This is a genomic window from Halomonas sp. (assembly GCF_014859505.1).
Taxonomy (GTDB): Bacteria; Pseudomonadota; Gammaproteobacteria; order Pseudomonadales; family Halomonadaceae; genus Halomonas.
In genome coordinates this window covers 1-22,733 of sequence record NZ_JACUUD010000024.1, presented here as the reverse complement: position 1 = coordinate 22,733, position 22,733 = coordinate 1, and the positions used below count along the sequence as shown (strand labels likewise).

The following is a 22,733-nucleotide window of genomic DNA, read 5'->3' as shown; positions in this document are numbered from 1 at the left end:
CGGGGGGAAGGGAATGACTCTCGAATCGAGCCGGGCGGCGGCCGCTCTGGCACTGCTGCTGGCCGGTGGACCGTCCATGGCCGACCTCCAGATTGCCGTCGGCGCCACCAGTGAATCCACGGTCGCCCTCAAGGTGGAGGTGGACCGGGTCATCCCCCTGGCGAGCCTGCATCCCAGGCTGGACCTGCGACTGGCCACCGGCCTGCTGCTGCTCTCCAGCGAGGAGCAGGACGGCAACGCCGCCCTGCTGCTCTCGCCGTCGCTGCGCTGGACCTTCGCCGGTGAACGGGACCTCTTCCTGGAGGGGGGCATCGGTGGCGCCCTCTTCCTCAAGACCCGGGTGGAGGAACGCAACCTGTCCACCGCCTTCCAGTTCGAGGATCGCCTGGCGCTGGGCCTGCCCTGGGCCAACGGTGAGCTGGCGCTGGCGCTGACCCATTACTCCAATGCCGGGATCAAGAAACCGAATGATGGCTTCGAGACCCTGACACTGGGCTATCGCTTTCCGCTGTAAACCCAGCCCTCAGGGGATCAAGCGACACGGCGAAAGATCACCCCCACGACGGTCAGGCCTTCTCGGGGAGGAAGCCGCCCTCCCTGAGCACCTGGGCGTAGCCCTCGCGGTAGCTGGGGTAGCGAAACTCGAAACCACTGGCCAGCAGGCGGGCATTGTGGCAGCGCTTGCTGGCGCGGCGACGCAGCGGCGACTGGATGGTCTCGGTGGCTTCTACCTTGAGCTGCCTGGCCAGCCAGGCCATTACCTCGTGGAGCGGCGCCGGCTCGCAATCGCTGGCCAGGTAGAGCTCCTCCACCGCCTCGTCGGTCAGGCTGCGCTCGATCAGGTGGGCCAGCACCCCGGCACAGTCGTCGCGATGGATGCGGTTCGTATACATGGCGGGGCTCGCCGGGGCGATGCGCCCCTCACTCACCTGGCGAATCAGGCGGTCGCGGCCGGGGCCGTAGATGCCCGAGAAACGCACGGCGGTGCCGGGCAGCGCATGGTCGAGCAGCACCTGCTCCGCCTCGCGCATCAGGGCGCCGGCGAAGCCGGTGGGCTCGGCGGGACTCGCCTCGTCAACCTCCTCGCCGGCCTGCTGGGGATAGACGCTGGTGGAGGAGACGAAGAAGACCCGCTTCGGCACCCGCTTGCGCGCGCCGAACTCTGCCAGCACCGCCTTGAGCCCCGTGGGGTAGGCGGCGCGGTAGGCCTCCTCCTCGAAGCGGTCGGCGCTGGCCACGTAGACCAGCACGTCGGCGTCCGGCAGGGCGGCGAGGCTGGCGGGATCGGTGAGGTCCGCGCCGGCGGCCTCAAGGCCGCTGCCCGCCAGCGCCGTCGCGTTGCGGCGCACGCCCACCACCCGCTGGCCTGCCGCCTTGAGGCGCTGGCCCAGCCCGATCCCGATATCCCCACAGCCCAGAATCAGCGTTGTCGTCTTCACCTTTTCCCTGCCCCCTGATAAAAAGTCCCTATTGGATTTTCAAGAGGATGCCGTTAAGGCAACCATCATGACTCTAACAGAACTCCGCTACATCGTGACACTGGCTCAGGAGCGCCACTTCGGACGCGCCGCCGAACGCTGCTTCGTCTCCCAGCCGACCCTCTCCGTGGCGGTGAAGAAGCTCGAGGAGGAGCTTGGCATTGCCCTGTTCGAACGCTCCAAATCCACCGTCCAGGTGACGCCGCTGGGCGAGAAGATCGTCGAGCAGGCCCAGCGGGTGCTTGAACAGACCAGCGTGATCAAGGAACTGGCCAGCGCCGGCAAGGACCAGTTGGCGAGCCCCCTGAGGCTCGGCGCCATCTATACCATCGGCCCCTACCTGTTTCCCCACCTGGTGCCCGAGCTACGCCGCGGCGCTCCGCAGATGCCGCTCTACCTCGAGGAAGGCTTCACCGGCAACCTGCGCCGCAAGCTGAGAAGTGGCGAGCTGGACGCCATCATCATCGCGCTGCCCTTCACCGAGACCGACGTGGTCACCAAGGCCCTGTACGAGGAGGAGTTCGAGGTGTTGATGCCCGCCGACCATCCCTGGGCCGAGCGCAGGATCATCCGCAAGGAGGAGCTTCTCGAGGAGCGACTGCTGCTGCTCGGCGAGGGCCACTGCTTCCGGGACCAGATCCTCGAGGCCTGTCCGGCCATCAGCCAGAAGCTCGCCAGTCCGAACAACACCCTCACCGCCGAGGGGGGCTCCCTGGAGACCATCCGCCACATGGTGGCCTCCAAGCTGGGCATCACCGTGCTGCCGCGCTCGGCCATCGGCACCGTCCACTACGAGAGCGGCCTGCTGGTCAGCCGCCCCTTCGCGCCACCCGCCCCGGCTCGCACCGTAGCCATCGCCTGGCGGGCCAGCTTCCCGCGGCCCAAGGCCATCGATGCCGTGACCGAGGCCATCGCCCGCTGCCGCGAGGCCGACACCATGCCGGAATGAATGCACTCGACGCGCCGATCACGTCGCTCAAGGGGATCGGCGAGGCGCTGGCACTGAAGCTGGCTCGGCTGCGCCTCGAGAGCGTGGCCGACCTGCTCTTCCACCTGCCGCTGCGCTACCAGGACCGCACCCGCATCACCCCCATCGGCACTCTGCGCGCCGGCCACGAGGCGGTGGTGGAGGGCGAGGTGGTGGCCGCCGAGGTGGTGCGCGGTCGCCGCCGCAGCCTGCTGGTGCGGCTGCGCGACGGCTCGGGCCTGCTGAGCCTGCGCTTCTTCCACTTCTCGCCGGCCCAGCAGCAGCAGTTTCAGCCCGGCAGCTGGCTGCGCTGCTTCGGCGAGGCCCGCGCCGGGGCCACCGGACTCGAGCTCTACCACCCCGAGTATCGCCTGCTCAAGGCCGATGCCCCGCCGGTGGAGGACCACCTGACCCCCATCTACCCTACCACCGAGGGGCTCCACCAGACCCGCCTGCGGGCGCTGATCGAGCAGGCGCTGGCCCTGCTGGCGACCCATCCCGAGGCGCTGCCGGACTGGATCACCGAGGACCTGCGCGCCCGCTTCCGCCTGCCCGAGCTGCACCACTGCCTGCAGGTGCTGCACCAGCCGACGCCGGAGGTGGACGCCGAGGCCCTGGCCAGCGGCCGCCACCCCGCCAGCCGCCGCCTAGCCCTGGAGGAGCTGCTGGCACACCGCCTGAGCCTGCAGGCGGTGCGCCAGCGCATCCAGGAGGATGGCGCCCCGGCGCTGCCCTCCGGGCGCGGCCTGCAGGCGCGCTTCCTCACCCAGCTGCCCTTCTCGCTCACCGGCGCCCAGCGCCGGGTGCTGGACGAGATCGGCACCGACCTGGCCCGGGAGGTGCCCATGCTGCGCCTGGTGCAGGGCGACGTGGGCTCCGGCAAGACGGTGGTGGCCGCCATGGCGGCGCTCTCCGCCATCGCCGGCGACTGCCAAGCGGCGATGATGGCGCCCACCGAGATCCTCGCCGAGCAGCACTACCGCGCCTTCCGGGACTGGTTCGAACCGCTGGGCATCGAGGTGGCCTGGCTCTCCGGCAAGCTCAAGGGCAAGGCGCGCCTGGACACCAAGGCGGCCATCCAGGACGGCCGCGCGCGCATGGTGGTGGGCACCCACGCCCTCTTCCAGGGCGACGTGCACTTCCAGCGCCTGGGCCTGGCCATCATCGACGAACAGCACCGCTTCGGGGTGCACCAGCGCCTGGCCCTGCGCGAGAAGGGTGAGGCGGGCGGCCTGACGCCCCACCAACTGGTGATGACCGCGACCCCCATCCCTCGCACCCTGGCGATGAGCGCCTATGCCGACCTCGACGTCTCGGTGATCGACGAACTCCCCCCCGGGCGCACCCCGGTGAAGACGGTGGCGATGCCCGACGAGCGGCGCCCGGAGGTGGTGGCACGCATCCGCCACGCCTGCGCCGAGGGCCGCCAGGCCTACTGGGTCTGCACCCTGATCGAGGAGTCGGAGGTGCTGGAGTGCCAGGCCGCCGAGGCGACCCGCGACGAGCTCACCGAGGCGCTGCCGGAATTGGCCATCGGCCTGATCCACGGACGCATGAAGGCCGCCGAGAAGGCCGCGGTGATGGACGCCTTCAAGGCCGGCGAGCTGGACCTGCTGGTGGCCACCACGGTGATCGAGGTGGGGGTCGACGTGCCCAACGCCAGCCTGATGATCATCGAGAACCCCGAGCGGCTGGGGCTCTCCCAGCTACACCAGCTGCGCGGCCGGGTGGGGCGCGGCTCCACCGCAAGCTTCTGCGTGCTGCTCTATCATCCGCCGCTGTCGGCCCACTCCAGGGAGCGCCTGGCGGTGATGCGCGAGACCAACGATGGCTTTCGCATCGCCGAGAAGGACCTGCAGCTGCGTGGCCCCGGCGAGGTGCTGGGCACCCGCCAGACGGGCCTGGCCCAGATGAAGATCGCCGACCTGGAGCGCGACGCCGACCTGCTGGAGCGCGTTGCCCCGCTGGCCGAGGCGCTGCTGGCCATCCACCCGGAGGCGAGCCGGCCGCTGGTCAGGCGCTGGCTGGGTGAGGAGGCAGGCCGCTACGGACAAGTGTAGGACCGCCCCTCGTTGCCTGCTTTCCTGTTTATCCTTTGCGAACCAGAATATATAAAAGCCAATTTGTCGATAACATGGAGACAACCTTACATAATATTTTTTCATGGATCATGAAGAAATTTATCATCAGATTTTTGCGGATATCTGTAATTTTTACCCCACCTCTCTCTACAAATCCACATGAAATCACGCCACGCGTTTCTTATAGTTCAGCCCAATAGAGCAGAGGTGAATCATGATTTCCAAGAGCATCAGAAAGAGTATCGGCATCTTCAGTATCGCAATGGGTCTGGTGGCCAGCCCGCTGGCATTGTCCGATCAGCTCACCCTGCCGGCGGTGATCGTGACCGCCGAGGAGCTCGCCAGCCCCAGCATGAGAAGTAATCCGGTCAATGATCCCAGGGACCTGACCCAACCGGCCTTCCGGGGTCATCCGACCAGCGTTTCCATGATGCTGGTTAGCCCGAGCTACCAGAGTCAGCCGATCAATGATCCTTTCCATAACGGTGACTACCGTTAAAGAAACAAGATCTCTTTTCTTTTCCTTCATGACTCTCAAAGCCTCTGCTTCTCGCAGGGGCTTTTTTTCCACCCTGGGTTTCAGCGCCCTTCGCATCGAATAACGAATGGCAAGTTAAAGGGGGGACAATACGGCACCGAGGTGCCGTCGAAACCTCAAAGATGCTTCAGCAACGACTGGAGTTTCTGCAGGTCGCCGGAATCGCCGACCAGTCGGACTGAGCCGTCCATCATGCCGTCGAGAAAGACCTGCTGGGTGGGCTTCTTCAGCACCTTGAGGGCCGTGGCCTCATCCTCGAAGCGCAGTTCCAGGTCGAGATCCACCGGCAGGCCGCGCCCGCTATGGACGCCACCGGGGGACATTCGGTAGTGGCGGGCGATGGCGAGATCCTCGGTGGCGATACCCCAGTCGAGTCCACGCATCTCGGAGAGGAGCTCACGGAAGCGCGCCTTGCGGCGCAGGGCGCGCTTGAGCAGGAAGGCCAGCAGCCAGAGCATCAGTCGCAGCTTCATGTCGTCTCGCCACCGGATCCATGGAGGGTAAGTCACCGCGGCCCGCCGGAGCGGGCCGCCTGGTTCATCGCGTCGCCTTACTTGGCCACGGCGTCCTTGAGGCCCTTGCCCGGCTTGAAGGCCACGGTCTTGCTGGCCGGAATGGTCAACGGTTGGCCGGTCTGGGGATTCTTGCCGGTGCGCGCCGCCCGCTCACGCACGGTGAAGGTGCCGAAGCCGATCAACGATACGTCCTGACCCTGGGCCACGCTCCCGGTGATCTCGTCGAGAATCACGTTGAGCACCTGGCTCGCCTTGTCCTTGGAAAGATCGGCACGATCGGCAATCGCCGCGGCGAGTTCTGGCTTACGCATACTGCCCTCCTGATATTGGCATCCTCCCCGGGCGCCTGTCGCCGAGGTCTTGTTGTCGACATCTAGCCTAGCAACGGCGGCGCAACCCGCGCCAGTTCGACTTTCCGACGGACACAGGCCCCTGTCAACGCAAAACCGATCAAACGTCCGTCTTCCGCTTCCGCGAGGGCGGTGAGGTCGCCGGCCTCGCCCTCGATGCGCCAGCGGGACGGTGGACGGGCCGGCGGCAGGGCCACCACCGGCAGCAGTGGCGTCTTGACCACCACCGGCCAGGGCCCGTAATGGACCGGCGTAGGCGTGCCGGTGAGGGTGCGCGCCAGTGCCTTGGCGCCGGCCTGCAGGGGCTGGACGTACATGGCGTTCACCCCGTCGACACAGGCCACGTCGCCCAGAGCATGAACGCCGGGCGCCGAGGTCGCCAGGTGACGGTCCGTGTGGATGCCGGTGGCGCTGACCGTCAGGCCAGCCGCCTCGGCCAGGGCGGTACGCGGCTTGAGGCCGGTGGCCATCAGCACCAGGTCGGCCACGAGGCGGCTGCCGTCGTCCAGGGCCACGACCACGTCGGCACCGGCCGTCTCGATCGCCCTGACTCCGACGCCCAGCGCGAGCCGCATGTCGGCCTCCTCGAAGGCCTCGCCCAAGGCGCGCCCCAGAGGCTCCGGCAGGAGGCGCGCCAGGGGGGCGGCCTCTGGCGCCACGAGGCTCACCCCGTGGCCGCCGGCGAGCAGGTCATTGGCGAACTCGCAGCCCACCAGGCCGGCGCCGACGATGGCTACCCGGCCCGGCCGCCCCAGCGCCACCAGCGCGCCGTGAAAGGCGCGATAGTCCTCCAGGTCATTGATGGTAAAGATCCGGCTGGCCGCCGCCGGGGGCACCGCAAAGGGCACCGCCGGTGCCGCGCCGGTAGCCAGCACCAGCTCGCCCCAGGGCAGCCGCTCGGCGCCGATCTGCAGGGTGCGCGTCGCGAGATCGATGGCCTCGACCCGGGTGTGGGTGCGCACCACGGCGCCCAGTTCCTCGGCGACCCGCAGGGCGCTGCGCGCCGCCAGGCGATCCGGCGACAGGCGCTTGGCGAAACCGGTAGAGAGCAGCGGCTTCGAGTAGTCGTCGCCGCCGTCGGCGGTGATCAGGGTGACGGGGCGTTCGGCATCGATGGCGCGCAGGGCGCGCAGCAGGCCGAGGCCCGCCATGCCGGAGCCGATGATGGTCAGCGGAGCGCTCATGGGCCTCCTCGATCAGGGTGGGTATGACACCGTATGTTACACTACCCGCCCCTGAATCGACGCGGAGCCCGACGGTGTCCGACCTGCCGCCTGCCGACACCCGCGCCCCGGCGCACTGGATTCCCCTGGCCGCTGCCCGGCCCGCCATGAGCCCCGCCTGGCGACGATGGGTCGGCTCCCGGGACTCCCTGACCCTGCGCCTCACCGAGGCCGGCGCCCCGCGCCCCTTCAACGTCCGGCTGCTCGACCAGCGCCTCGGCACCCCGCGACGTGACGAGGCCCGGGCGCTGAACATCGCCCCGGGCCAGCGCGTCTGGCTGCGCGAGGTGGCGCTCTGCCTGGGGGAGTGCCCCTGGGTGGTGGCGCGCTCGGTGGCACCGCTGACGGGCCTGCCCGAGTACGAGCTGGCCCACCTGGGCGAGCGCTCCCTGGGCAGCTGGCTGTTTCGCCAGCCGGATCTCGAGCGCGGCGAGATCGAGGTGACCTCGACTCCAGCGGGCTTCCACGATGCCCGCGGCCCCTGGGCGCGCCGCTCGGTATTTCGCCACGCCGGCTTCCGGGTGCTGGTGCAGGAGTGGTTCCTGGACGCCATGGCGGATGACCTCGGCCTGCCTTCGCGCTAGGCTCTTGGCCAGCCGCCGACTTTCGTGAGGTAGAGATGGACCGCTCCCTGATGCGCCCCGAGGGACTCGCCCGGGTGCCCGACTTCCTGCAGCTGATGCGCCTGAACCGCCCCATCGGCACCTGGCTGCTGATGTGGCCCACCCTGTGGGCGCTGTGGGTGGCCGCCGAGGGAATTCCTGGCCGCAACGTGCTGCTGATCTTCATCGCCGGGGTCTACCTGATGCGCGCCGCCGGCTGCGTGGTCAACGACTACGCCGATCGCCACTTCGACGGCCACGTCAAGCGCACAAGGAACCGCCCCCTGGCCACCGGCCGCATCGGCGAAGGCGAGGCCCAGGCGCTGTTCCTTATCCTGGTGATGGCCGCCTTCGTGCTGGTCTGGTTCACCAACCTGTTCACCGTGATGCTCTCCCTGGTGGGTGTGGTGCTGGCCTTCATCTATCCCTTCATGAAGCGCTACACCCACCTGCCCCAGCTCTTCCTGGGCGCCGCCTTCTCGTGGGCGATCCCGATGGCCTTCGGCGCGGTGCTGGGCCATGTACCCTTCGAGGCCTGGCTGCTGTTCCTGGCCAACGTGGCCTGGACGGTGGCCTACGACACCCAGTACGCCATGGTCGACCGCGACGACGACCTGAAGATCGGCATCAAGTCCACCGCCGTGCTGTTCGGCCGCGCCGACCGGCTGATGATCGGCCTGCTGCAGGGGCTCACCCTGCTGCTGCTGGCCTGGGCCGGGCTGCGCCTGGGGTTCGGCGGCTTCTTCTGGCTGGGTCTCGCCGCCATGGCGGCCACCTTCGTACACCAGCAGTGCCTGATTCGCGAGCGCGAGCGCGACCCCTGCTTCCAGGCCTTCCTCAACAACCACTGGTCGGGGCTGTTGGTGTTCGCCGGCATCGCACTGACCCTGTGGCCGGCATGACCGGACCCTCCCCGGTTGCTTGTGGGTGAAGCCGGTTCATCTGAAACCGGTGATCGCCAGAACAGTCTCAATAAAAGGCGCATCATTGTGGCGTGGCAACCGGTGAGCACGAACTCACCTGGTCCTGTCTAGGGTCGTGAAGCGAGAGCGGTGACAGCCCCAACGTTATCGTGTCAGCTTCGGTGTAGTTCAACGACAATCTTATATTGTGGTCCGATTTTCCAACCGCTAGGGGAGAAGAGATGTGGAGATCCGTCGGCATCCGCTCTTGCGTGGCGCGGCCCTCTGGCTGCTGGTAGCAGCGTCAGCCGGGGCCAATGAGCTGCTGCAGGAAGCCGGCGACGCACAGCGCGTCCAGGCCGAGTTGCAAGCTCGCATCGAGGCCACCGATGGCGAGGTGCGGGAGCGGCTCGAGACACTACGGCGGCTGGAGCGGGAGACACGTCAGTTGAACGCACACAATGCCGCACTGGCCCCATTTCTCGAACGCCAGGCCGAGACCCTGGACCAGCGGGAGGCCGCGTTTGCCCGCCTGGCCGAGACCCGCGAGGGACTGCCGGAACTCGAGCGAAGCCTGGTCGAGCGTCTGGCGCGCTGGATCGAGCGGGACCTGCCATTCCTCGGCGAGGAGCGCCAGGCTCGGGCGGCCAGTCTGCAGGCGGGGCGGGGCGATCCCGACGCCTCGGTGGAGGAGCGCCTGGAGCGTATTCTTGCCGCCTGGCGAATCGAACTCGACTACGGCCGCGAGCTTGACGCCTGGCGAGGCTATCTCGAGGACGGCGAGGGGCGCCGCGAGGTGGAGTTCCTGCGCCTCGGTCGGGTGGGACTGTATTACCTGACGCCAGACGGCCGTGAGGGGAAAGTCTGGCGCGCCGAAGAGGAGCGCTGGGTGGCTCTCGATGAGCCGACACGTCGCGAGGTACGCCATGGCCTGCGTATCGCCCGCGACCAGCGAACTCCGGAGCTGCTGCGCCTGCCGGTTTCCGTCTCCCTGGCCTACCCCGTGGGATCCAACAGGGAGGAGCGTCCATGAGCCTCAAGACAGGGTGGGGTGCTGCCTTGCTCGGAGTCCTGTGGTTGATGCTGGCCGGCAAGGCCCTGGGACAGACCGAAGCGCTCGAGACGTTGCGCGCCGAGCGCCAGGCTGCGGAGGCGCGCGATATGACCCGCCTCGGGGCGCTGCTCGAGGATGGCAAGGCCCTCCAGGCCGCCCTGGACGAGGCCCGGGAAGCCCACGCCGAAGCAGAAGCACGCCATGCAACGCTCCAGGCCCGCGAGGCCGAACAGGCCGAGCGCCGCGCCGCGCTGAATGCCCGCCAGGCCGAGCAGGGCGACGACCTCGGCGCGCTGCTCGGGGTGCTGGCCCGTCACAGCGGCGAGCTGCGTGATGTCCTGACCGACAGCTGGCTGACGGTGGGTGGCCCGGCGCTGCCGCCGCGTCTGGACGATGCGGTGGTGCTGACCCGCAGCCATCTGGAGACTCTGGGGGATGCGTTGATGGCGCTCACTGCCGAGACCGGTCGCGCCGTGCGCCTCACCGCCCAGGTGGCAGATGCCAGCGGCGAGATCGCCTCCCGGGAGGTAGTGCGCCTGGGCGATCTGATGGCCTTCAGCGACGGCGCCCTGCTCCGGCATGGCGCCGGGGAAGGCACGCTAGCCACCTTGGAGCAGACGCCACCCGAAGTGGCTCGCCGCCTGGCGGCTTTTCAGGCCGGCGAGGGCGAGACGCTGATGTTGGACCCCACCCGTGGGCAAGTGATCGCGGCGCTGGCCCAGCGCCCCGACCTGATCGAACGTTTTCACCAGGGCGGCGCCGTAGGCTATGTGGTAGTGGGCCTGGGGGGCCTCGGCCTGCTGGTGGCCCTCGTCCAGTACGGTTACCTGCTGCGGGTCAGCTGGGCGATGCGCCGTCAGCGCCGAGACCTGATGCATCTGCGCGTGGACAACCCCCTGGGGCGGGTGCTTATGCGGTTCAGGACGCTGGCCGACGACCCGGTGCCGGAGGTGCTGGAGGCGCGTCTCGACGAGGCGGTTCTGGCCGAGCTGCCGCAGCTCGAGCGCGGCCAGTCGCTGGTCAAGCTGCTGGCGGCGGTGGCCCCGCTGCTGGGGCTGCTCGGCACCGTCCTCGGCATGATCGTCACCTTTCAGGCGATCACCGTGTACGGCACCGGCGACCCGCAACTGATGGCCGGGGGTATCAGCCAGGCCCTGGTGACCACCGTGCTGGGGCTGATCACGGCGGTGCCGCTGCTGTTCGCTCATACGGCCCTGGCCACTCGCAGCCGCCAACTGGCCTGCGTCGTGGAGGGCCAGGCCAGCAAGGCCCTGGCCGAGCGGCTCGAGGGGCGTGGGTCCCACGACACACACCGGGGGAGTGTCGGTCATGCTAGCGCTCTGGCTTGAGCCCCTGAACCATCTGGTCGAAGCCGGTGGCGCCATCCTGGTGGTGATCGCCCTGGTGGCAGCCCTGCTGTTCAGCCTGGCGCTGGAGCGGGGGCTGTTCTTCCACATTACCTATCAGCGCGCTCGCCAGCGGTTGTTCGAGCGCTGGGCGGCGCGTTCCGACCATTTGAGCTGGAGTGCCCGAACCCTGCGCGAGGTCTGGACCCAGGCGCTGATTACCCGGCTGCGCCGGCCGTTGCCCTGGCTCAAGCTGCTGGTGGTGCTCTGCCCATTGCTGGGGCTGCTCGGCACCGTCACCGGGATGATCATGGTGTTCGACAGCCTGACGCTGAGCGAGACAGGTCAGGCGCAGGCCATGGCCGATGGCGTGGCCCGGGCGACCCTGCCCACCCTGGCCGGGATGGCGGTGGCGGTAGTCGGCCTGCTCTTCACCAGCCGACTCGAACAGGTCATCCGGCGCGAGGACCAGTGGTTGCATGATCGCATGGCCGAAGCCGTGGAGGACACTCATGCGCAGACGCCGTAGTCTCGGCGGCCTCGCTGACGACACCGGCGAGGTCAACCTGACCCCGATGCTGGACGTGGTCTTCATCATGCTGATCTTCTTCATCGTCACCACCAGTTTCATCAAGGAGAGCGGGGTGGAGATCCAACGGCCCGAGTCCAGCGCCGCCACTCCCCAGTCCGACGTCCAACTGATGGTGGCGATCACCTCAGAGGGGGCCGTCTGGGTGGATGGCCACCCGGTAGACGCCCACCGGGTGGGCGATGAGGTGGCCGCGCGGCTCAGCGGCGATGGGAGGGTGGTGATCCAGGCCGACCGGCAGGCCACCACCGGCCTGCTGATCGAGGTGATGGATCGCCTCCGCGAGGCCGGTGTCGAGCAGATCGCCGTGGCCGCGACCCGGAGCACGCCATGATCCGGGGGCCGCTCTCGGCCCTGGCCGGAACGCTCCTGGCGCTGGTGCTCTTCGGGTTGCTGGCATGGCTGGTCACGCCGCCCGAAGAAGAGTTCGCATTGCCCGATGAGCCCATCATGCTCAACAGCCTCAGGGCGCCCGAGGCGGAGCAGGAACCGGAACCACCCGAGTCGCCCCCCGAAGCCGTGCCCGCCGCGCCGCGCCCACCGGCCGCACCGCCCCCCATGCCCGAGCCAGCACCGCCCATCGAGAGCCCCATTGCCCTGCCCGACCCCGAGCTACCGCCGGAGCCCATCGAGCCACTGGAGCTGGACACCACGCTGCCGGAACTGGCAGAAGCGATCCCCGAGCCCACGCAGCAGCCGGCTCCTGCACCGGCGCCGGCACCCACCCCGCGGCCCGCCGAGCAGGCATCCCCTAGCCCCGCGGCGGCCAGCGCCGAGCCGACCCACCGCGAGCCGGTGGAGGTGGGGGCGATCGCGCCCACCCGCCTGATACCGCCCGAGTACCCTCCGCACGCCCGGCGGCGTGGCCTGGAGGGCCATGTGGAGCTCGAATTCATGATCCTCCCCGACGGACGGGTCGACGCCTCGACGATTCGCGTCACCGACGCACGGCCACGCAACGTCTTCGAGGACGCGGCCCGGCGGGCGGTAGCACGCTGGCGCTTCGAACCCGCCGAGGGTCTGCGCCGTGCCTACCAGCGCCTGGAGTTTCAACTGAGGTAAGCGCCATGTTAGCCAAGCGACTCGCCACCCTAGGTGTCACCGGTTGGCTGCTGATCATCACGTCGGCGGTCGCTGCACCCGCACTGCCTGGTGACTTTATCGCCGATCTCCAGGCCCTGCAGCAGCGCCTGGAGCAGGGTGACATCGAGGCGGTGGGAGCCCGCGCCGTCTTCCAGGCCGAGCGCCTGGCCGGCGGCAACGCCGCCGACCTCTGGGCGCGGGCCCTCTACCTGCAGCTGGCGGCCGGCGCCGAGGCCAGGGCGGGGCGTCCTGCCGCGGCGGCCGAACGGCTGCGAGAGGCCCGCGAGACGCCGGGTGTGGAGGCCGCCCAGCGCGACCGCTGGCAGCACGAGGAGGCGCGACTGCGCCTGGCCGCCGGCCAACACGAACGCGGTGCCGACCTGCTGGCCGATTGGCTGGCCCGTCATCCCGGTGACGTCGAAGGTCACTGGCGCCTGGCCCGGTCCCTGGCCAATATGGAACGTTGGGAGATGGCCGCCGATGCTATTGACCGTGCCCTGGCGGTGACCCCCGACCCCGAGGCGAGTCAGCGCGCCCTGGCCAACGCCGTCTACCGTCGCGCCGGCCGCGAGGAGAAGGCACTGGCACTGAGCATAGCCGGGCTCGAGGGCTCGCGGGATCCCGAGGCCTGGCGCGAAGCCGCCGCCCTGGCCCAGCGGCAGGGCCAGCCAGGGCACGCCGTAGCGATCTGGGAGACCGGCTGGCGTCGTGGCGTGCTGTCCGGGGAGGCGGACCTGCATCGGCTGGTCGCGCTGCACCTGGCCGGCGGAACACCGGCGCGGGCCGCCGAGCACCTGGAGGCGGGACTCGCCAGGGGGCAGCTGGAGGAGAGCGAGGAGAACCTTCGGCTGCTCGCCCAGGCCTGGGAAGCGGCCCGGGACCGCAAGCGGGCCCTGGCCGCCTGGGAAGCCCTGGCCCAACGGACCGACAATGGCGAGGATTGGTTACATCTGGGTCAGCTGGCCCACGCCTGGGGGCAGGCGCCCCTGGCCGAGCGGGCCCTGCGGGCGGCCAGGGAGCGGGGCCAGGAGGAGGCCGAGCGCTGGTTGGAAGCCCTGACAGGGTCCAGTCGGAATGTCATGCTAATGTCATAGTCACGTGATGAGATCATCATCGACCTGACACTCCTCGAGGCTTCCGGATGACCGCCAAGACCGTTCTGATCGTCGATGATGAGGCCCCGATCCGCGAGATGATCGCGGTGGCACTGGAGATGGCCGACTACCGCGTGCTCGAGGCAGACAGCGCCCAGGACGCCCACGCCATGATCGTCGACCACCAGCCCGACCTGGTGCTGCTCGACTGGATGATGCCGGGCACCAGCGGCATCGAACTGGCCCGCCGCCTCAAGCGCGAATCCACCACCGCTGAACTGCCGATCATCATGCTCACCGCCAAGGGCGAGGAGGACAACAAGATCCAGGGACTCGAGGCCGGTGCCGACGACTACATCACCAAGCCCTTCTCGCCCCGCGAGCTGGTCGCCCGCCTCAAGGCGGTGCTGCGACGCGCCACGCCCCAGGGCGTCGAGGAGGCCGTGGAGGTGGACGGCCTGCTGCTTGACCCGGTAAGCCATCGGGTCAGCGCCAGCGGCAAGGCCGTGGATATGGGCCCCACCGAGTATCGCCTGCTGCAGTTCTTCATGACTCATCAGGAACGTGCCTACACCCGCAGCCAGCTTCTGGATCAGGTGTGGGGTGGCAATGTCTACGTCGAGGAGCGCACCGTGGACGTCCATATCCGTCGCCTGCGCAAGGCGCTGGGTGACCGTCACCAGCACCTGGTACAGACGGTGCGTGGCACCGGCTACCGGTTCTCCGCCAAGGGCTGACGTGGGCCTCTGGAAGCGGGAACTGTGGCGTCTCGTCCTCCTGGCAGGCAGCGGCCTGCTGGTGGGCTGGCTGGTCTCCCATGCCTGGGAGGGTCTGGCCGTCGGCCTGGCTGCCTGTCTGGCCTTTCATCTGCGCCAGCTCTACCGCCTCCACCGCTGGCTGACTCTCACCCCTCAGGCCGAGCCCCCGGCCACCACGGGGGTATGGGGCGAGCTGTTCGATCGCCTCTATCGCTACCAGAAGGGGCAGCGCCACACCCAGGAGCGGCTGCTGGGCATCATCAAGCGCATCCAAGAGTCCTCCGAGGCAATGCGCGACAGCGTGGTGATGCTCGACCGCCACGGCGACATGGAGTGGTGGAACAGCGCCGCCGAACGCATGCTGGGACTGCGCACCACCCATGATCGCGGCCACCACATCACCAACCTGGTGCGCGACCCGCGCTTCATCGATTACCTCCACGCTCGAGACTACCGCGAGCCGCTGACGCTGCCCTCGCCCATCGACGAGCAGATGGTGCTGCAGTTCCAGATCACCCTCTATGGCGACGACGAGCGGCTGCTGATGGCCCGCGACATCACCCGCCTGCACCGCCTGGAGGAGATGCGCCGCGACTTCGTGGCCAACGTCTCCCACGAGCTGCGTACCCCCCTCACCGTGCTGGCCGGCTACCTGGAGACCTACGCCACCTACGCCGACCAGTTGCCGCCACGCTTCGCCCGGGGTCTGCCCCGGATGCAGGAGCAGTCCAGCCGCATGCAGAACCTGGTGAGCGACCTGCTGCTGCTGTCGCGACTGGAGATTGACCGCGGCGGCCAGGACCACACCCCCCTGGCCATGGGCGCCCTGCTGGCAAGCGTGCAGCGCGACGCCACGGCACTCTCCGCCGGCCGCCACACCATCGAGGTGGAGCTGCTGGAGCCCAGGGCGCTGCTCGGCAGCGAACAGGAGATCCGCAGCGCCCTCTCCAACCTGGCCTTCAACGCCGTGCGCTACACCCCCGAGGGCAGCCGCATCGTGCTGCGCTGGCTACCCAGGGGAGACGGCGCCAGCCTGGAGGTGGAGGATAACGGCATGGGCATCGACCCGGTGCACCTGCCGCGGCTCACCGAGCGCTTCTATCGGGTCGACAAGGGGCGCAGTGCCGCTACCGGCGGCACCGGGCTCGGTCTTGCCATCGTCAAGCACGTGTTGCTGCGCCACGATGCCCGCCTGGAGATCGACTCCCGCCCGGGCCAGGGCGCCCGCTTCCGCTGCCTGTTTCCCGCCGAGCGGCTCAGGGCAGAGACTACCGAGAAGGCCTCAGCGAGCCGCTGAGACCACCAGCGACCGGTAGTGCTGGTTCCACATCAGCACCGCCGCGGAAACGGCCCCCGGCAGCAGGAAGAGGTTGGCCAGCGGGATCCAGGTCACCAGGGTCACGCAGCCGCCGAAGGTGAGGCTCTGCCACCAGCGGGCACGCAGCCGCCTTCGCATGTCGGCGAAGCTCACCTTGTTGTTGTCCATGGGATAGTCCAGATAGGCGATGGCCATCACCCAGGCGGAGAACAGTGCCCATAGCAGCGGGGCGGCGAGATTGAGGCCGGGAATCCAGCTCACCACGAAGAGCAGCAGGGCACGCGGCGCGATATAGGCCAGCTTGACCAGCTCGCGCCCCAGGGCATCCACCGCCGTCTTCATGAAACCGCGATCATCCAGGGGAGGCCGTCCGGTGGCCACCACCTCCACCTTAGCCGCCAGGAAGCCGTAGAAGGGGGCGGCGATCAGGTGGGTCACCAGGGTGAAGGTGAAGAAGACGATGACCACCAGGCTGATCACGAACAGCGGCCAGATCAACCACTCGAGCCAGCCAAGCCAGGCCGGCACCAGCGCCATCCAGCCCTCCAGCCAGCCGCCGAAGTTGGCCAGCACCACCCGCAGCATGGCGCCGTAGACCAGCAGGTTGACGACGATGGGCGCGAAGACATAGCGGCGCAGGCCAGGGGAGTAGGCCAGGCGGGTGCCCCGGATCAGGGCGGTGATCGCATCGAGCATGCTGATTCCTTCAGACGAAACGACACTGGCCACCGCCTGAGGCGGTGGCCAGTGTCATTGACGGCCAATCCCGGCGTCCGGTCAATCCTTGCGGGTGATCGCCTGCTTGTCCAGATCCTCCGGGTCGGTGTGGCGAATGTCGAGGCCCTTGACCAGGTAGACCACGTACTCGGCAAGGTTGTTGGCGTGATCGCCGATGCGCTCCAGGGCCCGCAGGATCCACATCAGACTGAGGATCGGCGAGATCGAGCGGGCGTCCTCCATCATGAAGGTCATCAGCGAGCGCATGGCGCTGCGGTACTCCTCGTCCACCACCTCGTCCTCGTGGACCAGCTGCAGCGCCAGCTCGGTGTCGAAGCGGGCAAAGGAGGTCAGCGCATCGCGCACCATGCGACGCACGTGCTCGCTGAGCATGCGCACCTCGACGAAACCGCGGTTGCCGTTGTCGCCCTCGATCAGGTCGCCGGCGTTGCGGGCGATCTTGCTTGCCTCATCGCCGATGCGCTCCAGGTCTGAGGCGGCACGGATCACCGCCAGCACCAGGCGAAGATCGGAGGCCGCCGGCTGGCGGCGCGCCAGCACCTGGGTGCACTCCTCGTCGATCTTGATCTGCATGTCATTGACCGCACGATCATTTTCCACCACCCGGCGGGCCAGCTCGGAGTCCCCCTCGAGCAGCGCGGCCACCGCTTCCTGGATCTGCTTCTCCACCAGGCCGCCCATGGCCATCAGGTGGGTCTTGAGCTCCTCGAGCTCCTGGTTGAACTGCCGCGAGATATGCCGGCTGTGGATATCGCTGGTGATGTCCATGGTACTCCTCTCCTGGGAATGGGCCTGGGGGCTCGGGGCTGGAGAGCCAGCCGTCAGGCCATGCGCCCGGTGATGTAGTTCTCGGTACGCGCGAGGCGCGGGTTGGTGAACAGGGTGTCGGTGGTGCCGTACTCCACCAGCTCGCCCTCCTGCAGGAAGGCGGTGTAGTCGGAGACACGCGCCGCCTGCTGCATGTTGTGAGTGACCAGCACCAGGGTCAGCTGCGACTTCAGGTTGCGGATCAGCTCCTCGATCTTCAGCGTCGAGATCGGGTCCAGCGCCGAGGCCGGCTCATCGAGCAGCAGCACCTCGGGGCGCACCGCCAGGGTACGGGCGATCACCAGGCGCTGCTGCTGGCCACCGGAGAGCGCCCAGGCCGAACTCTTGAGGCGATCCTTGACCTCGTCCCACAGGGCCGACGATCGCAGCGCCCACTCGACGACATCGTCCAGCTGCCGCTTGCGAATCCCGCCCTGCAGACGCAGCCCGAAGGCCACATTGTCGTAGATCGACATCGGGAAGGGGTTGGGCGCCTGGAACACCATCCCCACCCGCCGGCGAAGTTCCGCCACCTCCATCTCCGGAGCGTGGATATCCTGCCCTTCGAGGCGAATCCTTCCGCTCAGGTGCACCTCATCGTTGAGGTCGTGGAGCCGGTTCAGGGCGCGCAGCAGCGTCGACTTGCCGCAGCCCGAGGGCCCGATGAAGGCGGTGACCCGATGACGCGGCACGCGCAGCGTCAGCTCACGCAGCGCCGGCGTCTCGCCGTAGGCCAGGCTCAGCCCCTCGATCTCCAGGCAGCAGCTGACCGGGTCGAAGTCGATGATCGGGCCGCCGTCGGCCGACCGCGGCGAGAAGACGGACATCGGGTTCACACTCCTCGGGCGGTGCCGCTAGCGGCGCGGCAGCGCTCCATGACGCGCCCTGAGATGATGGCGCAGAAATATTGCAGTCAGGTTAAGCACCAGGATCACCAGCACCAGCAGCAGCGCAGTGGCATAGACCAGTGGCAGCGCCGCCTGGACATCGGAACCGTGGAAGGCCACGTCGTAGATGTGGTAGCCCAGGTGCATGAACTTTCGCTCAAGATGCAGGAAGGGGAAGTCACCGTCCACCGGCACCTGGGGCGCCAGCTTGGCGACCCCCACCAGCATCAGTGGCGCCACCTCGCCGGCGGCCCGGGCCACCGCCAGGATGACCCCGGTGAGCATCGCCGGCGCGGTCATCGGCAGCACCACCCGGGTCAGCATCTCCACTCGGGTAGCGCCCAGCGCCAGGGCACCCTCGCGCTGGTGGTCGGGTACCCGGGCCAACCCCTCCTCGGTGGCCACGATCACCACCGGCAGGGTCAGCAGCGCCAGGGTCAGCGAGGCCCACAGCAGCCCCCCGGTGCCGAAGGTGGGCGAGGGCAACTGGTCGGCGAAGAACCATTCGTCCAGGCTGCCGCCGATGCCGTAGACAAACACCCCCAGCCCGAACACGCCATAGACGATGGAGGGTACCCCGGCCAGGTTGCGCACCGCGATGCGCACCAGATGAGTCAAGCGCCCCTGGTGGGCGATCTCGTTGAGGTAGATGGCCGCCAGCACGCCGAAGGGGGTTACCACCACCGACATCAGCAGCACCATCAACACGGTGCCGAAGATCGCCGGCCACACCCCGCCGGCACTGTTGGCGGCACGGGGCCCCTCGGCGAGGAAGCGCCATACGCCGCCTCCCCAGGCGGCGACCTTCGCCGGGGGCGACATGGCGTTGGGCCGCCAGGCGCGCAGCACCTGCTCCAGCGGCTGCTCTAGGCGACGGCCATCGACGCTCTCCAGCAGCAGACGGCCGCCGGCGATGCGCGCCTGGAGCTCACGGATCCTTGCACTGGCGCGCGCCAGCTCAGCCTCGGCCAGGGGTTCACGTTCCATCCGCCTCACCAGCGGCACCACGATCTCGTCGCGCAGGCGGTCACGCTCCGCCCTCAGGGCCGCGAGTTCCTGCAGGCGCGCCTGCAGTGCCGCCCAGGCGGCCTCGCCCTCGACACGCTCACCGCGCTCCTCCAGCGCCAGCAGACGCCCCTGGAAACTTCCCCAGCGGGTGCGCTCCAGCACCACCAGGTCGCGGGGACGGCTCTCCTCCGCGATCTCGTCCACGGCCACCCATCGCCAGATCGCGCCGTCCAGGTCGCGGTTGCCGGTCAGGTAGAGCCGTTCGCGACCCGCGGCGTTCGGCTGGCGCTCCTCGCGCACCGCCTGGCCGGCCAGCAGGCGGCCGTCTTCCAGGGTCACCAGGGTGAGGGGCGACGGCCAGAAATGCCCCATTCCCCGCACCGCCAGCAGGAACAGCAGCCCCGCGAGCATCAGCAGCGAGAGGGCCAAGCTGCCGGCGGCGAGCCAGGGCCAGACCCCCTCGCCGCGGGGCAGCCGGGCGCGACCGATCATGACCTGCCACCCAGTCGCCGGTAGCGACTGCGCAGCCGCGCGTGGACCAGCTCCGCCAGGGTGTTGACCAGGAAGGTGAAGACGAACAGCACCAGCGCCACCAGGAACAGCAGGCGGTAGTGGATACCGCCCGGCACCGCCTCGGGCAGCTCGATGGCGATGGAAGCGGCCATCGAGCGCATCCCCTCCAGGGGGCTCAGGGTCATCAGGCCCGTGTTGCCACTGGCCATCAGCACGATCATGGTCTCGCCCACGGCACGGCCGGCGCCGATCATCACCGCGCTGAGCACGCCGGGGGCCGCGGCCGGCAGCACCACCTTCCACAGGCTCTGCCAGCGGGTCGCGCCCAGCGCCTGGGCGCCCTCACCGAGATTCGCCGGCACGCCGGAGAGCGCATCCTCGGCCAGGGCATAGATCCCGGGAATGACCGCGAACCCCATCGCCAGGCCGACGATCAGCGCATTGCGCGAGGCATAGCCGAGCCCGGCGTGTGCCTCCAGCCAGCCGCGCAGGTCGCCGCCGAACAGCAGCGCCTCCAGCCAGGGGGAGAGCCACAGCGCGGACACCACCAGCAGCGCCAGCCAGGGCATCAGCCACAGCCCGGCCCAGCCATGAGGAAGTCGATGCCGCCAGGCCGCCGGCAGCCGCCGCCAGGCCAGGCCGGCCAGCAACAGGCCCACCGGCAGACAGATCAGCAGCGCCAGGGCACCGGCCAGGTGACGATCCAGCCAGGGAGCCAGCACCAGGCCGGCCACGAAACCCACCACCACGCCGGGCATCGCCTCCATCAGCTCCAGGGTGGGCTTGAGACGGCTGCGCAGCCGCGGCGGCATGAAGAGGGCCGAGTGGACGGCCGCTCCCAGCGCCAGCGGCACGGCGAACAGCAGCGCCCAGAAGGCGGCCTTGAGGGTGCCCCAGGCCAGCGGCTGCAGGCCAAACAGGGGAGACTCCCCGGGCAGGGTGCCGGGCTGCCAGCGAGGCTGCCACAGCTCCCGCCAGCCCAGGCTCCGGCCCGCCTCGAGAAACAGCGGCGCCACCTCCAGGGCCAGAAAGACGCCGATGGCCATCACCGTCACCACCACGCCGATGCCACCGGCCGTGATCAGCAGGGTCGCCAGGCGGTCACGCAGGCGCCGCCACTGGTGGCGCGGCAGGTCCCTGGGCGGCAAGGGGTCGATCATGGCCACTCCAGGTCGATCATCGGCAAGGGGGATGACAGCACGTTACGACATCCTGATGACAGTTGGGTGACAGCTTCAGCGACCACCATGGCCTTCGAGCCGATGCCACTGGCACTCACGCTCTGCCGGGGTCAGGGGCACGAAGCCGACCTCCTCCACCACCGTCTGGCCCGCCTCGGAGAGCACCAGCTCGAGGAAGGCGCGCTCCGGCCCCGGTAGCGCCTCCCCAGGCCGCCGATTCACGTAGAGATAGAGGCTGCGCGACAGCGGATAGTCGCCGCTGGTCACCATGGCGGCGCTCGGGGCATGGAACTCCCCGGTCTCGCTATCGCGCCGGGCGAGCGCGCGCACCGCCGGCGTCAGGTGGTTGAGGCCGGCGTAGCCGATGGCGGCGGGCTCCGCCGCCACCGCCGCCACCACCGCGGCCGAGCCGGGATGCTCGTTGACATCGAGACGGAAGCGACCGCCGCACAGCCCGCGCAGGCGGAAGAAATCATGGGTGCCGGAGGCCACGTTGCGACCATGCAGTGAGATGCGCCCCCCGGGCAGGTCGACGCCGAGCTGTGACCAGCGTTCGATGGAGGCCGCGGCGCCGCAGCGCAGGGTGTCCGAAAAGAGCGCATCCAGCTCCGCCAGGGTCAGGCTCTCCAGCGGATTGTGCCGATGCACCACCACCGCCAGGGCGTCCCGGGCCACCTCGAGCTCCAGCGGTGGATAGCCGTGGCGCGCCATGAAGGCCGCCCGCTCGGCCTCGTGCATGGGCCGCGACATGGGCCCCAGGCGGGTGGTGCCGGCGATCAGCGCCGTGGGCGCGCTGGCCGAGCCGCTGGCCTGCAATTGCAGGCGTACCGCGGGGTACTGCTCGGTCAACACCTCTCCCCAGCGCAGCATCAGCCCCGCCAAGGTGTCGGAGCCTACCGCCCCCAGGGTCCCGGCCACCTCGTCGGCGTCCGCCTGGCCCAGGCCCGGCAGAACCAGCAGCAGCAGGGCCAACCCCCAACCCTCGGCCCAGCGCCTCACCGGTCGGAGCCGCATTCCCGCCGGCCTGCAAGGGGTGCGCGCCCCCTGGGTGCAGGACGAGGTACCGCGCTGGTGGGCAGAGGCCTGTGCATATACCATGGCCACCGATTCAGACATCCGTATGCCTCTTGTCGCTTACGGCCACAATAACAAGCCAGGATGATGACATCTTCATGACGGACCTCGACGATATTCCCGCGCCCAGGGGCGATCTCACCCTGAAACTGCTGGCCAGCCGCCAGGATACCAACCTGCATGGCGATATCGCCGGCGGCTGGCTGGTGGCCCATATGGATCAGGCCGCCGAGTTGGCCGCCGGCCGCGAGGCCCATGGCCGCACCGCCACCGTGGCCATCGAGGCCATGGACTTCCTGTGCCCGGTGCGCGTGGGCTCGATGGTCAACATCTATACCACCCTGCGCGAGGTCGGCCATAGTTCGCTGCACATCGATGTGGAGGTGTGGATCCGCCAGCCTCAGGAGCGCGATCCCCGGGAACTGCACAAGGTGACCGAGGCGAGCTTCGTGATGGTGGCCCTGGACGACAAGGGCCGCATCCGCGCCGTGCATCAGTAGCCAGGACACTCCCCCTATGCACCGGGGGCGCCAGTTGGCGCCCCCGGTATCGTTTCAGCCATTACCGCCAGAAGCGGTATCAGGCACCCAGCGCCGCACGGGCCTTGAGGTACTCGAACTCGCCGGC

At 68.9% G+C, this 22,733-nt stretch carries 25 protein-coding genes; 15 read left to right on the top strand and 10 right to left on the bottom strand.

From position 1 onward, the window contains the following. Window positions 1-13: 13 nt before the first annotated feature. Window positions 14-514 carry an acyloxyacyl hydrolase gene (locus tag IBX53_RS05610; protein ID WP_290906656.1) on the top strand — a complete coding sequence of 167 codons (501 nt, stop codon included), beginning with the start codon at window positions 14-16 and terminating at the stop codon, window positions 512-514. Between the two features lie 52 nt (window positions 515-566). Here IBX53_RS05610 and IBX53_RS05605 read toward each other — a convergent pair whose 3' ends face one another. Next, window positions 567-1,439, bottom strand: coding sequence for an SDR family oxidoreductase (locus IBX53_RS05605; protein ID WP_290906654.1), 873 nt, complete (start codon window positions 1,437-1,439; stop codon window positions 567-569). A 67-nt stretch (window positions 1,440-1,506) separates the two neighbouring features. Between IBX53_RS05605 and IBX53_RS05600 the strand changes: the two genes are divergently transcribed. The 3 genes from IBX53_RS05600 (at window position 1,507) to IBX53_RS05590 (ending at window position 5,025) form a co-directional block, all read left to right on the top strand. After that, entirely contained in the window at window positions 1,507-2,427 is a 921-nt protein-coding gene (locus IBX53_RS05600; protein WP_290906652.1) for a hydrogen peroxide-inducible genes activator, read from the top strand. Beyond that, a complete protein-coding gene (gene recG, locus IBX53_RS05595; protein WP_290906650.1) occupies window positions 2,424-4,505 on the top strand; it encodes an ATP-dependent DNA helicase RecG in 2,082 nt (693 codons plus the stop codon). The genes IBX53_RS05600 and recG overlap by 4 nt, the downstream gene beginning before the upstream one ends. Before the next feature lie 235 nt (window positions 4,506-4,740). Further along, window positions 4,741-5,025 carry a hypothetical protein gene (locus IBX53_RS05590; RefSeq protein WP_290906648.1) on the top strand — a complete coding sequence of 95 codons (285 nt, stop codon included), beginning with the start codon at window positions 4,741-4,743 and terminating at the stop codon, window positions 5,023-5,025. Between the two features lie 155 nt (window positions 5,026-5,180). Here the strand turns inward: IBX53_RS05590 and IBX53_RS05585 are convergent, their stop codons facing one another. The 3 genes from IBX53_RS05585 to IBX53_RS05575 all read right to left on the bottom strand — a co-directional run bounded on the left by IBX53_RS05585 (window position 5,181) and on the right by IBX53_RS05575 (window position 7,113). Continuing rightward, window positions 5,181-5,537 carry a hypothetical protein gene (locus IBX53_RS05585; RefSeq protein WP_290906646.1) on the bottom strand — a complete coding sequence of 119 codons (357 nt, stop codon included), beginning with the start codon at window positions 5,535-5,537 and terminating at the stop codon, window positions 5,181-5,183. Window positions 5,538-5,614: 77 nt separating this feature from the next. Next, on the bottom strand, window positions 5,615-5,890 hold the full coding sequence (locus IBX53_RS05580; RefSeq protein WP_290906644.1) for an HU family DNA-binding protein: 276 nt from the start codon (window positions 5,888-5,890) through the stop codon (window positions 5,615-5,617). Window positions 5,891-5,952: 62 nt separating this feature from the next. Beyond that, complete coding sequence (locus IBX53_RS05575) at window positions 5,953-7,113, bottom strand: FAD-dependent oxidoreductase (protein ID WP_290906642.1); 1,161 nt, start codon at window positions 7,111-7,113, stop codon at window positions 5,953-5,955. 74 nt (window positions 7,114-7,187) lie between these two features. Between IBX53_RS05575 and IBX53_RS05570 the strand changes: the two genes are divergently transcribed. The 10 genes from IBX53_RS05570 (at window position 7,188) to phoR (ending at window position 15,877) form a co-directional block, all read left to right on the top strand. Then, a complete protein-coding gene (locus tag IBX53_RS05570) occupies window positions 7,188-7,736 on the top strand; it encodes a chorismate lyase (RefSeq protein ID WP_290906640.1) in 549 nt (182 codons plus the stop codon). A 35-nt stretch (window positions 7,737-7,771) separates the two neighbouring features. Further along, window positions 7,772-8,656 carry a 4-hydroxybenzoate octaprenyltransferase gene (ubiA, locus tag IBX53_RS05565; RefSeq protein ID WP_290906638.1) on the top strand — a complete coding sequence of 295 codons (885 nt, stop codon included), beginning with the start codon at window positions 7,772-7,774 and terminating at the stop codon, window positions 8,654-8,656. Between the two features lie 244 nt (window positions 8,657-8,900). Next, complete coding sequence (locus tag IBX53_RS05560) at window positions 8,901-9,689, top strand: DUF3450 domain-containing protein (RefSeq protein ID WP_290906636.1); 789 nt, start codon at window positions 8,901-8,903, stop codon at window positions 9,687-9,689. Next, entirely contained in the window at window positions 9,686-11,059 is a 1,374-nt protein-coding gene (locus tag IBX53_RS05555) for a MotA/TolQ/ExbB proton channel family protein (RefSeq protein WP_290906634.1), read from the top strand. Before IBX53_RS05560 ends, IBX53_RS05555 begins: the two co-directional genes overlap by 4 nt. Then, a complete protein-coding gene (locus IBX53_RS05550) occupies window positions 11,040-11,585 on the top strand; it encodes a MotA/TolQ/ExbB proton channel family protein (protein WP_290906632.1) in 546 nt (181 codons plus the stop codon). The genes IBX53_RS05555 and IBX53_RS05550 overlap by 20 nt, the downstream gene beginning before the upstream one ends. Beyond that, the gene (locus tag IBX53_RS05545) at window positions 11,569-11,979 is read left to right on the top strand and encodes a biopolymer transporter ExbD (RefSeq protein WP_290906630.1); all 411 of its coding nucleotides are present in this window, start codon (window positions 11,569-11,571) and stop codon (window positions 11,977-11,979) included. The genes IBX53_RS05550 and IBX53_RS05545 overlap by 17 nt, the downstream gene beginning before the upstream one ends. After that, window positions 11,976-12,707 (top strand): TonB family protein, encoded by a 732-nt coding sequence (locus IBX53_RS05540; RefSeq protein ID WP_290906627.1) that lies wholly within the window; start codon window positions 11,976-11,978, stop codon window positions 12,705-12,707. The genes IBX53_RS05545 and IBX53_RS05540 overlap by 4 nt, the downstream gene beginning before the upstream one ends. A gap of 5 nt (window positions 12,708-12,712) precedes the next feature. Beyond that, window positions 12,713-13,822, top strand: coding sequence for a hypothetical protein (locus tag IBX53_RS05535; RefSeq protein WP_290906625.1), 1,110 nt, complete (start codon window positions 12,713-12,715; stop codon window positions 13,820-13,822). 47 nt (window positions 13,823-13,869) lie between these two features. After that, window positions 13,870-14,559, top strand: coding sequence for a phosphate regulon transcriptional regulator PhoB (gene phoB, locus IBX53_RS05530; protein ID WP_290906623.1), 690 nt, complete (start codon window positions 13,870-13,872; stop codon window positions 14,557-14,559). A gap of 1 nt (window position 14,560) precedes the next feature. Beyond that, a complete protein-coding gene (phoR, locus tag IBX53_RS05525) occupies window positions 14,561-15,877 on the top strand; it encodes a phosphate regulon sensor histidine kinase PhoR (RefSeq protein WP_290906621.1) in 1,317 nt (438 codons plus the stop codon). Here the strand turns inward: phoR and cysZ are convergent. The 6 genes from cysZ to IBX53_RS05495 all read right to left on the bottom strand — a co-directional run bounded on the left by cysZ (window position 15,863) and on the right by IBX53_RS05495 (window position 22,046). Continuing rightward, complete coding sequence (gene cysZ / locus IBX53_RS05520) at window positions 15,863-16,594, bottom strand: sulfate transporter CysZ (protein WP_290906619.1); 732 nt, start codon at window positions 16,592-16,594, stop codon at window positions 15,863-15,865. The genes phoR and cysZ overlap by 15 nt on opposite strands. 81 nt (window positions 16,595-16,675) lie before the next feature. Next, entirely contained in the window at window positions 16,676-17,404 is a 729-nt protein-coding gene (phoU, locus tag IBX53_RS05515; protein ID WP_290906618.1) for a phosphate signaling complex protein PhoU, read from the bottom strand. 53 nt (window positions 17,405-17,457) lie between these two features. Further along, window positions 17,458-18,270 (bottom strand): phosphate ABC transporter ATP-binding protein PstB, encoded by an 813-nt coding sequence (pstB, locus tag IBX53_RS05510; protein WP_290906616.1) that lies wholly within the window; start codon window positions 18,268-18,270, stop codon window positions 17,458-17,460. A gap of 27 nt (window positions 18,271-18,297) precedes the next feature. Then, on the bottom strand, window positions 18,298-19,830 hold the full coding sequence (gene pstA, locus IBX53_RS05505) for a phosphate ABC transporter permease PstA (RefSeq protein ID WP_290906614.1): 1,533 nt from the start codon (window positions 19,828-19,830) through the stop codon (window positions 18,298-18,300). Next, window positions 19,827-21,011: an ABC transporter permease subunit gene (locus IBX53_RS05500; protein WP_290906612.1), complete on the bottom strand. Its 1,185-nt coding sequence runs from the start codon at window positions 21,009-21,011 to the stop codon at window positions 19,827-19,829. The genes pstA and IBX53_RS05500 overlap by 4 nt, the downstream gene beginning before the upstream one ends. A 75-nt stretch (window positions 21,012-21,086) precedes the next feature. After that, a complete protein-coding gene (locus IBX53_RS05495; RefSeq protein ID WP_290906609.1) occupies window positions 21,087-22,046 on the bottom strand; it encodes a phosphate ABC transporter substrate-binding protein in 960 nt (319 codons plus the stop codon). Between the two features lie 158 nt (window positions 22,047-22,204). Between IBX53_RS05495 and IBX53_RS05490 the strand changes: the two genes are divergently transcribed. Further along, window positions 22,205-22,606 carry a hotdog domain-containing protein gene (locus tag IBX53_RS05490; protein ID WP_290906607.1) on the top strand — a complete coding sequence of 134 codons (402 nt, stop codon included), beginning with the start codon at window positions 22,205-22,207 and terminating at the stop codon, window positions 22,604-22,606. Window positions 22,607-22,733: the final 127 nt, after the last annotated feature.